Genomic DNA, 14,147 nt, shown 5'->3' on the forward strand with positions numbered 1-14,147 from the left:
AATCATGGGTACGCGCTGCGAGCGGTTATTTGCCGTAAAACGCCGGGCGCGCCGGCAGGGTCACCGGCACGATCTCGCCGCTGAGCTGGGCGGCCACGCAGGCGTCAGCGGTCACGGCGGCGGCGTAGCCGTCCCAGGCGGAAGGGCCGGTCAATTTGCCCGCGGCCACGTCGTTGATGAACCCCTGCAGCTCGACGTCATAGGCGTCGATAAAGCGATCCTTCCAATCGGTCAGGATTTCGGTCGACAGGCGGGCGCCGCTGCGCATCTGCACCGAGGACGGCTCCGGCAGTTTGGCGATGCCGGTTTCCCCTACCACTTCACACTGAATGTCATAGCCGTACTGGCAGTTGACGAAGATTTCGACGTCGATGCGCGTCCCTTTGGCGGTTTCAAACAGCACAATTTGCGGATCTTTCAGGTGCGGGAACGCCTTCGGGCTCTTGCGCGGGAACACCACCTGCACCGACACATAGTCGTCGTCGAGCAGCCAGCGCAGCACGTCGATTTCGTGGATCAGGGTGTCGGTGATCGCCATATCGGTGGTGTAGGCCTCGCCGACCGTCGGATTGCGGTGCGCGCAGTGCAGCATCAGCGGCTCGCCGATCTGGCCGCTGGTCAGCACCTGTTTCAGCGCGCGATAGCCCTGGTCATAGGGGCGCATAAAGCCGACCTGCACCAGCCGCTTGCCGTGCTTCGCTTCGGCGTCGACGATGTTTCTGCAGCCCTGCGCGGTCACCGCCAGCGGCTTCTCGCAGAATACCGGTTTGCCGGCGGCGATGGCCGCCAGCACGAACTCTTCATGACTCGGCCCCCAGGAGGTGACCAGCACCGCCTGCACGTCGGCGGCCTTGATCAGATCGTGGCCGTTGTCATACACCCGCGCATCCAGCTGCAGATCGCTCACCACCTTGGCGGCGTTGTCGCGATTGATGTCGTTCACCGCCACGACGCGGGCGCCCTGCAAAACTTTGCTGCAGCGACGGATATGATCGCGGCCGATAGCGCCGGTGCCGATAACCCCAATGTTCAATGTCATTTTCGCTACCCTCTGGAAAGTGTGTTGTGTTCGAAAACGAATCAGTAATCGCGCGCCTTATCGATGTTTTCCTGCAGCTTGCGCGCCACTTCGACGATTTTCTCGCTGTCGGCCACCTGAGCGCCGCCCACGCGCCACCAGCTGAGATATTTGTGCACCATGGTCTTCGGCAGCACCTTGATGTCGAGCAGCGTGGACACGGTCTGCCTGCGGGCGTCGGCCAGCGCATCAAGCAGCTGCTGCTCGGTGGTGACGCGATAGGTTTTGCAGCCGTAAGCCGCCGCCAGCATGGCGAAATCGACCGGCACCAGTTTGCCGTCGAGCTTGCCGCCCTCTGGATTGCGGAAGCGGAATTCGGTGGTGTAACTGTCCATGCCATGTTCCATCTGCAGGTTGTTGATGCAGCCGTTGGTCATGTTGTCGAACAGCACCACGTTGATCTTGCAGCCTTCCTGAATCGAGGTGACCAGCTCGGAATGCAGCATCATGAACGCGCCGTCACCCACCATCGCGTACACCTCACGCTGCGGCTCGGCCAGCTTGACCCCCAATGCGGCGTTCACCTCGTACCCCATGCAGGAGTAGCCGTATTCCACGTGGTAACCGTGCTCGCCGCGGTTGTGCCACACCCGCTGCAGGTCGCCCGGCAGGCTGCCGGCGGCGGCGACGATCACGCTGTCCGGCGGCAGTTCGCGGTTCAGCACCCCCAGCACCCGGCTTTGCGTCATCGCCGAGTCGGTCTGAGCGATAAATTCGGCGAACACCCGCTCGCGATCGAGGTGATCGTCGATCTCCGGCACAAAGCCTGCGCCGCTGTATTCCACCGCGTAAACCCGCTCGGTCTCTTCATGCTGCGCGCTGCGCGCCGCGGCGATGGCGTCGCCCCAGCCGGCGCGATAATCGGCCTGCGCCAGCCGTGCGCCCAGTTCGCTCAGCGCCTCGCGGGCGTCCGCCAGCACCTGCACGCCGTCAAGCTTGCCGGCGTCGAAGGCGCTGACGTTGACGTTGAGGAAGCTGACGCTCGGATGTTGGAACAGCCATTTGGACGAGGTGGTGAAATCGGTGTAGCGGGTGCCGACGCCGATCACCAAATCGGCCTGTCGGGCCAGCGTGTTGGCCGCCAGGCAGCCGGTTTCGCCGATGCCGCCGAGGTTGAATTCATGGTCGCTCGGCACCGCGCCTTTGCCGGCCTGGGTCTCGGCGAACGGAATGCCGAAGCGCTCGGCGAATTCGCGCAGCGCCCGCCCGGCCTGCGAGTATTTCACGCCGCCGCCGCACACCAGCAGCGGTTTGCGTTTGGCCGTCAGCAGCGCCAAGGCGTCCGCCAACATGCCCTCGGTCGCCGGGCGGCGATCGAGCCGATGCACGCGTTTTTGGAAGAAATAGTCGGGATAGTCGTAGGCTTCACCCTGCACGTCCTGCGGCAGACACAGCGTCACCGCGCCGGTTTCCGCCGGATCGGTCAACACGCGCATCGCATTGATGCAGGCGCTCATCAGCTGTTCCGGGCGCACGATGCGATCCCAGTATTTGCTCACCGCACGGAACGCGTCGTTGGTGCTGATGCTGAGATCGTAAGACTGTTCGATTTGCTGCAACACCGGATCCGGCTGGCGAGAAGCGTAAACGTCGCCCGGCAGCAGCAATAAAGGGATGCGGTTAGCGGTGGCGGTGGCGGCGGCGGTGATCATATTGGCGGCGCCGGGGCCGACCGATGAGGTGCAGGCGTAAATTTGCCGGCGCAGCTTCTGTTTGGCGAAGCCGATCGCCGCATGGGCCATCCCCTGCTCGTTGCGGCCCTGGTGCACCCGCAGATCGCCGCTATCCTGTTCCAGCGCCTGCCCCAGCCCCAGCACGTTGCCGTGGCCGAAAATCGCGAAAATGCCCGCGACGAATTTGGTTTCCACGCCGTCGGCCAGCAGATACTGGTTATCGAGAAATCTGACGAGCGCCTGCGCCATGGTTAACCTGATCTTGCCCATTTACTCACCCTTTAGATTGAGGGCCGCCCCGGAAAGCGCTCATGCCGAGCCGACAATCCCGTGTTTGTGTTACGCGGCGGCAGCTATTATCTTGAGCAGACGATGCCCGCGCTGCTCACGAAGTCGACAACCTGAAACGTGAAGCGATTATAAACAAATATATTTTTCATAAAATCACATTACAGAAGAAACATTTCATTTTGCGATAAAGATCGCATATTACATGAAAAGCGCGTTTCATCTCGTGGTTCAGCCTTCATGGGCTTCGTGCCGCGCACCGGCCGATAAAAGTCGTTGGCACATGGGCTGACAGCCTTTTACCCTGCCCTCACCCCCCTTTTATGTACGGCCTCGGCGGCCCTTATCCAGCCGGTTCACCGCCTTTTCCCACGCCTCTGTCGATGTTTTAAACGCATCACATTTTTGGGGTATAAATTTCATTTCATATTGAAATTGAAATTTTCATTCCCCATACTGTCCCCATGCTTCCTGCAGGGCGCCACGCTCGGGCCGCCGCCGGAGTTTTGCTTAAACAGAAGGAAACGGGTATGGCTACACAACAAAAACAGCTTGATGTCATTTGTCTCGGGCGCATCGCCGTCGATTTCTATGCTCAGCAGATCGGCGCGCGTCTGGAAGACGCCGGCACATTCGCCAAATACCTCGGCGGCTCTTCCGGCAACGTGGCCTACGGCACCGCCATTCAGGGGTTGAAATCCGGCATGCTGGCCCGCGTCGGCGATGAACACATGGGCCGCTTTCTGCGTGAAGAGCTGCAGCGCGTCGGGGCCGATACCCGCTGTCTGATCACCGACAAGCAACGATTAACCGGCCTGGTGATCCTCGGCATCAAGGATCAGGAAACCTTCCCGCTGATCTTCTACCGCGAAAACTGCGCGGACATGGCGCTGACGCCGGACGACATCGACGAGGCCTACATCGCCTCCGCGCGCGCGCTGGCCATCACTGGCACGCACCTGTCGCACCCGAACACCCGCGCCGCGGTGCTGAAGGCGCTGGAGTATGCGCGCCGCCACGGCCTGCGCACCGCGCTCGACATCGATTACCGCCCGGTACTGTGGGGGCTGACGTCGCTGGGCGACGGCGAAACCCGCTTTGTGGAATCAGACCAGGTGACCCGCGAACTGCAGGAGGTGCTGCACCATTTCGATCTGATCGTCGGCACTGAAGAGGAATTTCATATCGCCGGCGGCAGCACCGACACGCTGACGGCGCTGAAAAACGTGCGCCGGGCCACGGCGGCCACGCTGGTGTGCAAGCGCGGCGCGCAGGGCTGCTCGGTGTTCGAAGATGACATCGCCGACGACTGGGAACAGGTGAAGCTGCACGCCGGCGTGCGGGTGGAGGTGCTGAACGTGCTGGGGGCCGGCGACGCCTTTATGTCCGGGTTGCTGCGCGGTTACCTGAACGATGAAGGCTGGGAGCAGGCCTGCCGCTACGCCAACGCCTGCGGCGCATTGGTGGTTTCGCGCCACGGCTGCGCGCCGGCGATGCCGACCAAACGGGAGCTGGACGACTACCTGCAGCGTGAACAACAGGTCACGCGCCCGGACCGCGACGCACGTCTGAACCACCTGCACCGGGTCACCACCCGCAAGCAACAGTGGCCGGAACTGTGCGTGTTCGCCTTCGATCACCGCAAGCAGCTGGCGGACATGGCGCGCGAAGCCGGCGTCGGCGAGGAACGCATTCCGCGCCTGAAGACCCTGCTGCTCACCGCGGCGCAACAGGCTGCCGCGCAGGCCGGCCTCGACGGCAACAGCGGCATTCTGGCCGACACCACCTACGGGCAGGCGGCGCTGAACGAAATCACCGGTCAGGGATGGTGGATTGGCCGGCCGGTGGAGCTGCCCAGCTCGCGCCCGCTGCGCCTGGAGCACGGCAATATTGGCTCGCAATTGATCGACTGGCCGCAGGAGCACGTGGTGAAGTGCCTGGTGTTTTATCATCCGCACGACGCGGCAGAACTGCGCCGCGAACAGGATGCGCTGATCGCCGACGTCTACCGCGGCTGCTGCAAATCCGGCCACGAACTGCTGCTGGAGGTGATCCTGCCGGACAGCAACGCCGACAAAGACGAACGCTATTACCTGGAGATGATTGAACACTTCTACCAGTTGGGCATTCAGCCGGACTGGTGGAAACTGCCGCCGCTGAGCGCGGAAAACTGGCAGCGGGTCGGCGCGCTGATCGACGCCTGCGATCCCGACTGCCGCGGCGTGCTGATCCTGGGGCTCGACTCCCCGGAGGCGGTGCTGAAGGCGGGCTTTGCCGCCGCCGCGGATGCGCGCTGGGTCAAAGGTTTCGCCGTCGGCCGCACCATTTTCGGCCAACCTTCGCGCCGCTGGCTGCAGGGGGAAATCGACGACGCGGCCCTGATCGAGCAGGTGAAACAAAAATACCTGACGCTGATCGGTTACTGGCGCCAGTACCGTCCGCAGGCGGGCGGCGCGCACTGACAGCCACAGCAGGTTCACGTCCCCTTAAGGCCATTTCGCCGCTTTAAGGGGATTTTTTTGCCCATTTTCTGTGAAGTCGCGCAATGTGCAATCGAATAAATCGCTTTTTGAGGAAATGAAATTTCCGCTCCGTCTGTTAAAATACCCTGTCAATATTTCAGGCGTCAGGCCAATGCGCCTTCACCCCACTGCGAGCCGAATGGATGAACAACCCAACTCAACTTTCGCTGTTACAGGACGAGATCCGCCACCGTTATGAAACGCTGAGCAAGCGTTTGAAGCAGGTGGCGCGCTATATTTTGGATAACAGTAACAGCATCGCTTTCGATACCGTTGCCTCCATCGCCGCACAGGCCAGCGTGCCGCCTTCCACCCTGATCCGTTTCGCCAACGCCTTCGGCTTCAGCGGCTTCAACGAAATGAAGCAGGTGTTCCGTCAGCATCTGATGGAAGAAACGGTGAACTATACCGAGCGCGCACGCCTGTTCCGCCAAACCTCCACCGACGACAACGTCGCGCCGGAGAAGCCGGCGGAGATTCTCAACGTATTCACCATGGTCAACGCGCAGGCGCTGCAGCAGCTGGCGATGCAGATCGCCCCCGAGCAGTTGGATCGCGCCGTCGAGCTGCTCAACAACGCTGAAAACATCTACGTGATCGGCCTGCGCCGCTCGTTCAGCGTCGCTTCCTACCTTACCTATGCGCTGCGCCATCTGGAGCGCCGCGCGTTTCTGATTGACGGGCTGGGCGGGATGTTTACCGAACAGCTGAGCATGGTGAAACCGAAGGACGTGGTGATCGCCATCAGCTATTCGCCGTACGCCCGCGAGGCGGTGGAACTGGTGGAATTGGGCGCCAAGCGCGGCGCGCAACAGATCGCCATCACCGACAGCCAGGTCAGCCCGCTGGCCGCCTTCAGCGACGTCTGTTTCGTGGTGCGCGAAGCGCAGGTGGACGGGTTCCGTTCGCAGGTGGCCTCGATGTGTCTGGCGCAGACGCTGGCGGTCTCGCTGGCGCTGAATAACGCCCGGGACGAGTAAGGCGGATGTGAACGCGCCCGACAGGCTCGGGCGCGGCGGGATTATTGCAGCAACAAATAGCGGTAGAGCGCGCTTTCCAGATCCTGCTTCATGCTGATGAAAAGCAGAATCTCCACCGTTTGGCCGTCGTAGTCATAGATGACGCGGTATTCGCTGTCGGGATCCAATCGTTCGTGCAACCGCACTCCCATGCCCGCCAGCACGGCGTTGAAGCGGTAGCGGGCGGGATCGTCGGCAATTGCCGCGAGGGACGATAACAACAGATTGTCCACGAACATCCCGGCTGCGACGGCCCCTATCGTTCCGCTCTTATAAGACTCGATGTCTTTCAGGCTCCATTCCGCCGCCGGCGCGACGGTAAAACGTATTTCCTGGGGCATCCTGCACCTCGGGTCTATTTCCGCGCGTCACGCAGCCGCTGCAAGGTTTCTTCGGGCGACAGACCGCGCTGATTTTTAATCTCTTGCTTCGCCATCATAGTCAGTTTCAACAACGCGTTGGACTGGCGCTCGAGATTGCGTTCCCGTATTTCGGCCTCTCTCTCAGCCGCCGTTTGTACAAACAGCTCGGCAACACCATTTTTTGTGACGTAAACCCCGCCTTCAAACAGATCGGGCGAACCTAATCCTTCGCGCGCCGCTTTTTGAGACATGGTGGTTGTCATAATTTTTCCTCCTGTGTACCGGCATTCTCACTGCATAACAGCGGTTCGTTAGATTCACTCAGCCAGGGAGCAATCGCGTGCGGACAGGTTATCATTTGAGCAAGATAGAGGGCAAATTTAGGTCAAATTTATACCCTTATTAAAGAGAAAGCCCGGCAAGCCGGGCCTCAAGCGCTTATTGCGCGGCGGGATAGCCGTCGCCGTTAATCCAGGCGTGGTCTTTTTCCCAGGTGAATTTCCACTGCCGCACCGGCCCGGCCATCACGTTAAGGTAATAGTTGTCGTAACCCGCCAGGGTCGCCACCGGGTGATAACCGCGCGGCACTTTCACCACGTCGCGATTGTAGACCGGCATGCATTCGTCGAGCGTGCGATCGTCGGTATAGACGCGCTGCATGCAGAACCCTTGCTCCGGCTGAATGCGGTGATAGTACGTCTCTTCGAGATAGGTTTCGTCCGGCGAGTCTTCTTGATCGTGCTTGTGGCTCGGGTAGGAGCTGGTGTTGCCCTCGTCGGTGTAAACCTCCACCACCAGCAGACTGTCTGCCGGCTCGCTGTCCGGCAGAATGTTGTGCACCAACCGCTGGTTGCGCCCCTTGCCGCGCCGCTCCACGCCGATTTCCGCCGGCGTGATCAGCCGTGAAGGCAGGTGGCCGCTGCCGGGCGCGCTGCACACCGCCAACTCCAGATCGGTTTCTGCCCGCACGTCGATGCGATCGTGGTGCGGCACGTACACCGCGTAAGGCGGCGTGCGCTCGAACGGGCTCATGCGTTTGCCGATATGCGGGTATTCGGCGCGCAGCGTGGCGACGGAGGCGATACCGGCCACCAGCACCAGACACAGTTCCCTGCCACCGCATTCCAACTGCAGCGACTGCCCGGCGGCCAGGCGGTAAACGTCAAAGCCGACATAGCCCCAACCGGCATTTTCCGGCGTCACGTGCTGGATACGCCCCTCGGCGTTCGGCGCCTGACATTTGGCAAGCAGTGAAGACATTTCGATTCTCCTGTTAACTCCCCGTGCAAAGGCCGCTGCCCCAAAGGAGCAACGGCCCGCTCATACTCTGCGATCGCTTAGCCCAGCGTCGGCATGCTGAATTCGGACACCGTCTGCTGCCCGGCCGGCCAGCGCGCGGTGGCGGTCTTCATGCGCGTGTAGAAGCGCACGCCGTCGGTGCCGTGCACGTTCAACGCGCCGAACACCGAGCGCTTCCAGCCGCCGAAGCTGTGGAACGCCATCGGCACCGGCACCGGCACGTTGACGCCGACCATCCCGGCCTGCACTTCCTGCACGAACTGACGCGCGTAGTGGCCGCTGCCGGTAAAGATGGCGCTGCCGTTGCCAAACTCGTGACCGTTGACCGTGTCGATGGCGGTGCGATAGTCCGGCACCCGCACGATGCCCAGCACCGGCCCGAAGATCTCTTCGCGGTAGATGCGCATGTTCGGCTTCACATGGTCGAACAGCGTGCCGCCGACGTAGTAGCCTTCAGGGTAGCCCGGCACCTGATAATTGCGGCCGTCGGCCACCAGGGTGGCGCCTTCTTCCACGCCCAGATCGATGTAGCCCAGCACCTTTTTCTGATGGGCGGACGACACCAGCGGCCCCATTTCATTCTCTTCGCCACCCTGCTGCAAGCCCGGCCCGACGCGGAGCTGCGCGATCAGCGGCTTCAGTTTGGCGATCAGTTTGTCAGCGGTATCGTCACCGACCACCACGGCGATCGGCAGCGCCATGCAGCGCTCGCCGGCAGAGCCGAACGCGCCGCCCATCAACGCGTTGACCGTGGCGTCCAGATCGGCGTCCGGCATGACGATCGCCTGGTTTTTCGCCGCGCCGAAGGCCTGTACCCGCTTGCCGTGTGCGCTGGCGGTGGTATAGATATGTTCCGCCACGGTGGAGGAACCGACGAAGCTCACCGCCTGAATGCGCGGATCGGTGCACAGCTGCGCCGCATCTTCATTGGCGCAGTGCACCACGTTGAACACGCCGTCCGGCAGGCCGGCTTCTTTCAGCAACTCCGCCAGGCGCACCGAGGCCGAAGGCACCAGCGCCGGCGGCTTGAGGATAAAGGTATTGCCGCAGGCCAGCGCGATGGGGAACATCCACATCGGCACCATCGCCGGGAAGTTGAACGGGGTAATGCCCGCCACCACGCCCAGCGGCTGCATCAGCGAGAAGCTGTCGACGCCGCTGCCGACGTCCGGCGAATACTCGCCCTTGATCAGATGCGGGATACCGCAGGCGAATTCGACCACTTCCATGCCGCGCGTCAGTTCGCCCAGCGCATCCGAATACACTTTGCCGTGCTCGCTGACGATAAGCTCGGCCAGCTCGTCACGGTGCTGTTCCAGCAACGCCTTGAAATTGAACATGATGCGCGCGCGGCGCAGCGGCGTGGTGCGCGACCAGTCGGCGAACGCCCGGTGGGCCACGTCGATGGCCTGTTTGACTTCGGCGGCGGTGCTCTGCGTAACGCGCCGCTCAACCTGCCCGCTGGCCGGGTTGTGCACGTCGACGGTTTGATTGCTGCTGCTCAGGCACACCTGCCCGTCAATAAAGTTACCCACGGTTTTCATGTCACGCCCTCTTTTCAAGTCCGCTGTCGCCTGGCCACACCCAGGCGGCGCGGCGTTAATCGTCCCGCTCGCCAAACTCCGTCGGCAAGCCGGCTAAATCCTGACCGGATGCAGCAAACTCTATTTCATTGAAAAAAAAGTTTCAAATAAATTGTTTTGAAAAATTTGTTTTTAGTGCGTGAAGTCGCAATTTTGAGGTGTCGATCGGGCGGGCGCTTGCATTGCCGTGCCAGGGAAAGCGCAACGGCGGCGGCGAAAGTTGGGGGAATACACACTGACTTTGCTACAGAAAACCCGCACTGCGCCTGCCCTGTCGCCGTTACCGCACGCCCTCGTTCGCCCAAGAGACCCGGCACAGAGGTGACGGTTTTTTTTGAACTGGATCTAAAAATCAATATTCCATTATTCACTAATTATGAAATAAATGTTCTTGTTTGTTCCAGCATTTATCGACGACATCGCCTTGATGACAGGCACGGTTCACACCCTTCCGCTCGCCCCCTTCCCGACACCCCAACCGTGCGGACGGAAGCCAGGATAAAAATCGGAGCAACACATGTCATATCAGCGTAAGCACAATACCGGCTACATATTGCGAATTTGCGGCATCGCCGCCCTGGGCGGCATTCTGTTCGGCTACGATACCGCCGTGATCTCCGGCGCGATCGAAGCGTTGAAAGCCTATTTCGATCTCAGCCCGGCCGAAACTGGCTGGGCAGTCTCCAACGTGGTGATTGGCTGCGTGGTCGGCGCCTTCGCCGCCGGGCCGCTGGCGGCGCGCTGGGGCCGTAAAAAGGCGCTGATGCTGGCGGCGCTGCTGTTCACCGTGTCCGCCGTCGGCGCAGCCTTGGCCCCGACCTTCACCTGGTTCGTCATCTACCGCATCATCGGCGGGCTGGCGGTCGGCATTGCCGCCACCGTGTCGCCGATGTACATGTCGGAGGTGTCGCCGAAAGACATGCGCGGGCGGGCGCTCAGCATGCAGCAATTCGCCATCGTCTTCGGCCAGATCGTGATTTTCTACGTCAACTTCAAAATCGCCAGCATCGCCAGCGAAGCCTGGCTGGTGGAAATGGGCTGGCGCTGGATGTTCGCCTCGGGCGTGATCCCCTGCATTCTGTTCTGCATCCTGGTATTCGTCATTCCTGAATCGCCGCGCTGGAACGTGATGATGGGCCGCGACGATCAGGCGCTGGCGATGTTGACCAAGGTATCCAACGCCGCCCACGCGCAGAATCTGCTGAAAGAAATCAAAGACTCGCTGCAGCAGGATCAACAGCAGCAGCACCGGAAGCTGAACTACGGCGATGTGCGGGTGCGGTTCATTCTGTTCGTCGGCTGCATGATCGCCATGTTGCAGCAGGTCACCGGCGTCAACGTGATGATGTATTACGCGCCGGTAGTGCTGAAAACCGTCACTGAAAACGCGCAGGAAGCGCTGTTCCAGACCATCTGGATCGGCGTGCTGCAGCTGGTCGGTTCGGTCATCGGCGCCATGCTGATGGATCGCATGGGCCGCATTCCGCTGATGCGTTACGGCACGCTGGGTGCCATCGCCGGCCTGCTGCTCACCTCGTACGCGCTCTACACGCAGGCCACCGGCTATTTCGCGCTGTTCGGCATGCTGTTCTTCATGGTGTTTTATGCGCTGTCCTGGGGCGTCGGCGCCTGGGTGCTGGTATCGGAAATCTTCCCGAACCGCATGCGCGCGCAGGGGATGAGCATCGCCGTCGGCTGCATGTGGGTCGCCAACTTCGCGGTGTCGCAGTCGTTCCCGATGATCAACGACCACCCTTACCTGTTCTCGCATTTCCACGGCGCCTTCCCGATGTGGATCTTCGCCGCCTGCTGCCTGTTCAGCTACTGGTTTATCGGCCGCTATATTCCGGAAACCAAAGGCGTCTCGCTGGAAAAAATGGAACAGGTGGTGCTGGCCAAACGCCACCGCCAACCCCTGCCCGACGGTAAGCCGCTGCCGCTGGAAAACGGCAAATCCTGATCTCTCACCCCTGACCGCTGGAGTAATGCCTCATGACCATTGCGCTGAACCGCTTCTGCATTAACCGCAAGATCGCGCCGAATCTCGATCTGGACAATTTTTTCCGCCTGGTGAAACGCTGCGGGCTCAGCAAAGTTGAGCTGCGCAACGACATGCCCAGCGGCAAGGTGACCGACGATCTGAGTAACGCGCAGCTCAACGCGCTCGCCGCGCAATACGGCATTGAAATCGTCACGATCAACGCCCTCGGCATGTTCAATCGGGTGGATGACCCGGCGGCGCTGCAGCAGCGCGCCGAAGCGTTGCTGGCGCAGGCGCAGGCTATCCACAGCCGGGCGCTGGTGCTGTGCCCGCACTGCAGCGCCGACGACACGCGCAGCGAGCAGCAAAAACGGGACGACACCCTCGCCGCGTTGCGTCTGCTGGCGCCGCTGTTTGCCCGCTATGGCGTGCAGGGATACGTCGAACCGCTGGGCTTCGGCATCAGCTCGTTGCGATCGTCGCTGCTGACCCAAGCGATCATCCGCGATTCGGGCGCGCCGTACCGCATCGTGCTCGATACGTTCCACCACTACCTGAGCGATGTGACGCAGGCCGACTTCGACGCGCAGATCCAGGTGGCGCAGATCGGCCTGGTGCATCTGTCCGGCGTGGAGGACGGGCGGGATAAAGGCGCGTTGAGCGACGAAGAACGCATTATGCTGAGCGAGGGCGACCGGCTGGAAAGCCGCCGCCAGGTGCAGAACCTGGAACGCCTGGGCTATACCGGCGTCTATGCCTTCGAGCCCTTCTCTTCACAGCTGGACGGCTGGAGCGAGGCCGATATCGAACGGGAAATCCGCCAGAGCATCGCCCTGCTGCAAGGGTAAAAAAACGGCCTCCGCGGAGGCCGTTTTTCATGGCGTTACTTCAGGTTGCCGACCACCAGTTGGTGACGCGCGTTGTAGAACTTACGGTAAGCCAGATAGCAGGCGATGATGGTCGACAGGCTGGCGGTGGAAAGCAGCATAAAGGTCACCATAATCTGGTATTTGATCGCTTTCACCGGGTCGATGCCGGCAAAGATCAGCCCGGACATCATGCCCGGCAGGCTGACCAGCCCAACGGTTTTCGCCGAGTCCACGGTCGGGATCAGCGAAGCGCGGATGCTGTCGCGGATCAGCGCCGCCGATGCGAACTTGGGCGTCGCCCCCAGGCTGAGCATCTCCTGAATCTTCTGCTGCTCGCTTTTGAAACGCTGGCCGAGGTTGGTGTAGCACAACCCCACCGCCACCATGGCGTTGCCGGCGATCATCCCGGAGATGGGGATCACCTGCATCGGCGTAAATTCGATGGAACCGGTCAATACCAACACCGCCAACGTCAGCACCGCGCCGGTGGTGATGGCGATAAACGACGTCACGAACGCGTGTTCGACGTACTTGCTGCGTTTCTTGGCGTTGTAGGCCGCGTTAAAGCAGATGAAGAGCACCATCAACACGGTGAGAACGGCGTTATCCAGGTCGAAAATATACTTCAGCACGTAGCCGACGATGATCAGCTGCACCACCGCGCGGCAGATGCTCCAGATAATGTCCTTTTCCAGCGCCAGCTTTTCCCGGTGGCTGATCAGGATGGCGACCACCACCAGCACCATCGACAAGCCCAAGGATTCGTTGGTGATGTTATGCTGATTCATGTTGTTGCTCCTGTTGCTCGGCGCCGTGCGCGCGCAGGGTGATCACTTCGTCCGCATGCGCTATCTCTTCGGTATCGTGCGTCACCCACAGCACCGCCAGCCGGTGTTCCGCCGCCAGCTGATGCACGATCTCATTGACGTTGCGTTTGTTTTCCTCGTCCAGCGCGCTGGTGATCTCGTCGAGCAACAGCACCCGGGGCATAAACTGCAGGTTGCGGATCAGGGACACCCGCTGCTTCTCCCCGCCGGACAGTTCATTGATGCTTTTGGTCAGCATCGCCTCCGGCAGCCCGAAACGCGCCAGATCGGCCTTCATTTTTCGCTCGGCTGGCGGTTCCTGGCGGATCTGGTAGGGCAGCGCCAGATTGTCGTAAACCGTATTGCCGAACAGTGACGGCGTCTGGAAGCAGTAAGAGACCTGCTTGCGATACGCCTCCGGCGACATCTCGTCGATCGCCTGACCGTCGAAATAGAGCTTTCCGCTGGTCGGATCCATTAAGGAAGAGATGATTTTCAGCAGGGTGCTTTTCCCGCAACCGGAAGGCCCGGTGATCAGTTTGAACTCGCCTTCACCCAGCGTGAAAGAGACGGAATCCAGGATCACCTGGCTGTCTATTTGATAATGAATATCATCCAATCTCAGTATGTCTTTCTTTTCCTTCATTACGATGCCGGCTCCCTACAC

At 61.0% G+C, this 14,147-nt stretch carries 12 protein-coding genes; 4 read left to right on the top strand and 8 right to left on the bottom strand.

Translation table 11 applies throughout. From position 1 onward, the window contains the following. Positions 1-25: 25 nt before the first annotated feature. Both ACJ8PL_RS24005 and iolD read right to left on the bottom strand, forming a co-directional pair. Positions 26-1,039: a Gfo/Idh/MocA family protein gene (locus tag ACJ8PL_RS24005; RefSeq protein ID WP_016930405.1), complete on the bottom strand. Its 1,014-nt coding sequence runs from the start codon at positions 1,037-1,039 to the stop codon at positions 26-28. 41 nt (positions 1,040-1,080) lie between these two features. After that, positions 1,081-3,021 (bottom strand): 3D-(3,5/4)-trihydroxycyclohexane-1,2-dione acylhydrolase (decyclizing), encoded by a 1,941-nt coding sequence (gene iolD / locus ACJ8PL_RS24010; RefSeq protein ID WP_048796030.1) that lies wholly within the window; start codon positions 3,019-3,021, stop codon positions 1,081-1,083. A 548-nt stretch (positions 3,022-3,569) separates the two neighbouring features. On the opposite strand from iolD, the gene ACJ8PL_RS24015 reads away from it, so the two are divergent. Beyond that, complete coding sequence (locus ACJ8PL_RS24015) at positions 3,570-5,501, top strand: bifunctional 5-dehydro-2-deoxygluconokinase/5-dehydro-2-deoxyphosphogluconate aldolase (protein WP_442531431.1); 1,932 nt, start codon at positions 3,570-3,572, stop codon at positions 5,499-5,501. A gap of 203 nt (positions 5,502-5,704) precedes the next feature. Continuing rightward, positions 5,705-6,541, top strand: a complete 837-nt coding sequence (locus ACJ8PL_RS24020) for a MurR/RpiR family transcriptional regulator (protein ID WP_004930856.1) — start codon at positions 5,705-5,707, stop codon at positions 6,539-6,541. A 41-nt stretch (positions 6,542-6,582) separates the two neighbouring features. Here ACJ8PL_RS24020 and ACJ8PL_RS24025 read toward each other — a convergent pair whose 3' ends face one another. The 4 genes from ACJ8PL_RS24025 to ACJ8PL_RS24040 form a co-directional block, all read right to left on the bottom strand. Beyond that, positions 6,583-6,921: a type II toxin-antitoxin system RelE/ParE family toxin gene (locus ACJ8PL_RS24025; protein ID WP_004930859.1), complete on the bottom strand. Its 339-nt coding sequence runs from the start codon at positions 6,919-6,921 to the stop codon at positions 6,583-6,585. Between the two features lie 14 nt (positions 6,922-6,935). Beyond that, complete coding sequence (locus tag ACJ8PL_RS24030) at positions 6,936-7,205, bottom strand: hypothetical protein (protein WP_004930864.1); 270 nt, start codon at positions 7,203-7,205, stop codon at positions 6,936-6,938. Positions 7,206-7,380: 175 nt separating this feature from the next. Then, complete coding sequence (iolB, locus tag ACJ8PL_RS24035; protein ID WP_033639188.1) at positions 7,381-8,202, bottom strand: 5-deoxy-glucuronate isomerase; 822 nt, start codon at positions 8,200-8,202, stop codon at positions 7,381-7,383. A 77-nt stretch (positions 8,203-8,279) separates the two neighbouring features. Continuing rightward, positions 8,280-9,785, bottom strand: a complete 1,506-nt coding sequence (locus ACJ8PL_RS24040; protein ID WP_015379335.1) for a CoA-acylating methylmalonate-semialdehyde dehydrogenase — start codon at positions 9,783-9,785, stop codon at positions 8,280-8,282. A gap of 556 nt (positions 9,786-10,341) precedes the next feature. On the opposite strand from ACJ8PL_RS24040, the gene ACJ8PL_RS24045 reads away from it, so the two are divergent. Together ACJ8PL_RS24045 and ACJ8PL_RS24050 are read left to right on the top strand one after the other, a co-directional pair. Beyond that, positions 10,342-11,784 (top strand): sugar porter family MFS transporter, encoded by a 1,443-nt coding sequence (locus tag ACJ8PL_RS24045; protein ID WP_016930409.1) that lies wholly within the window; start codon positions 10,342-10,344, stop codon positions 11,782-11,784. A gap of 32 nt (positions 11,785-11,816) precedes the next feature. Further along, positions 11,817-12,653 carry a TIM barrel protein gene (locus ACJ8PL_RS24050; protein ID WP_016930410.1) on the top strand — a complete coding sequence of 279 codons (837 nt, stop codon included), beginning with the start codon at positions 11,817-11,819 and terminating at the stop codon, positions 12,651-12,653. A 35-nt stretch (positions 12,654-12,688) separates the two neighbouring features. Here ACJ8PL_RS24050 and fetB read toward each other — a convergent pair whose 3' ends face one another. After that, positions 12,689-13,462, bottom strand: coding sequence for an iron efflux ABC transporter permease subunit FetB (gene fetB / locus ACJ8PL_RS24055; RefSeq protein WP_004930878.1), 774 nt, complete (start codon positions 13,460-13,462; stop codon positions 12,689-12,691). After that, positions 13,449-14,126: an iron efflux ABC transporter ATP-binding subunit FetA gene (gene fetA / locus ACJ8PL_RS24060; RefSeq protein WP_016930411.1), complete on the bottom strand. Its 678-nt coding sequence runs from the start codon at positions 14,124-14,126 to the stop codon at positions 13,449-13,451. The genes fetB and fetA overlap by 14 nt, the downstream gene beginning before the upstream one ends. Positions 14,127-14,147: the final 21 nt, after the last annotated feature.

Origin of the sequence: Serratia sp. CY83965 (assembly GCF_052166375.1) — a bacterium.
In the GTDB taxonomy this organism is placed as follows: domain Bacteria; phylum Pseudomonadota; class Gammaproteobacteria; order Enterobacterales; family Enterobacteriaceae; genus Serratia; species Serratia marcescens.

What these genes read in the sequence shown, in the direction of transcription:
- ACJ8PL_RS24005 (WP_016930405.1), bottom strand. Translation starts at nt 1,039, where the DNA reads ATGACATTGAACATTGGGGTTATCGGCACCGGCGCTATCGGCCGCGAT.
- iolD (WP_048796030.1), bottom strand. Translation starts at nt 3,021, where the DNA reads ATGGGCAAGATCAGGTTAACCATGGCGCAGGCGCTCGTCAGATTTCTC.
- ACJ8PL_RS24015 (WP_442531431.1), top strand. Translation starts at nt 3,570, where the DNA reads ATGGCTACACAACAAAAACAGCTTGATGTCATTTGTCTCGGGCGCATC.
- ACJ8PL_RS24020 (WP_004930856.1), top strand. Translation starts at nt 5,705, where the DNA reads ATGAACAACCCAACTCAACTTTCGCTGTTACAGGACGAGATCCGCCAC.
- ACJ8PL_RS24025 (WP_004930859.1), bottom strand. Translation starts at nt 6,921, where the DNA reads ATGCCCCAGGAAATACGTTTTACCGTCGCGCCGGCGGCGGAATGGAGC.
- ACJ8PL_RS24030 (WP_004930864.1), bottom strand. Translation starts at nt 7,205, where the DNA reads ATGACAACCACCATGTCTCAAAAAGCGGCGCGCGAAGGATTAGGTTCG.
- iolB (WP_033639188.1), bottom strand. Translation starts at nt 8,202, where the DNA reads ATGTCTTCACTGCTTGCCAAATGTCAGGCGCCGAACGCCGAGGGGCGT.
- ACJ8PL_RS24040 (WP_015379335.1), bottom strand. Translation starts at nt 9,785, where the DNA reads ATGAAAACCGTGGGTAACTTTATTGACGGGCAGGTGTGCCTGAGCAGC.
- ACJ8PL_RS24045 (WP_016930409.1), top strand. Translation starts at nt 10,342, where the DNA reads ATGTCATATCAGCGTAAGCACAATACCGGCTACATATTGCGAATTTGC.
- ACJ8PL_RS24050 (WP_016930410.1), top strand. Translation starts at nt 11,817, where the DNA reads ATGACCATTGCGCTGAACCGCTTCTGCATTAACCGCAAGATCGCGCCG.
- fetB (WP_004930878.1), bottom strand. Translation starts at nt 13,462, where the DNA reads ATGAATCAGCATAACATCACCAACGAATCCTTGGGCTTGTCGATGGTG.
- fetA (WP_016930411.1), bottom strand. Translation starts at nt 14,126, where the DNA reads ATGAAGGAAAAGAAAGACATACTGAGATTGGATGATATTCATTATCAA.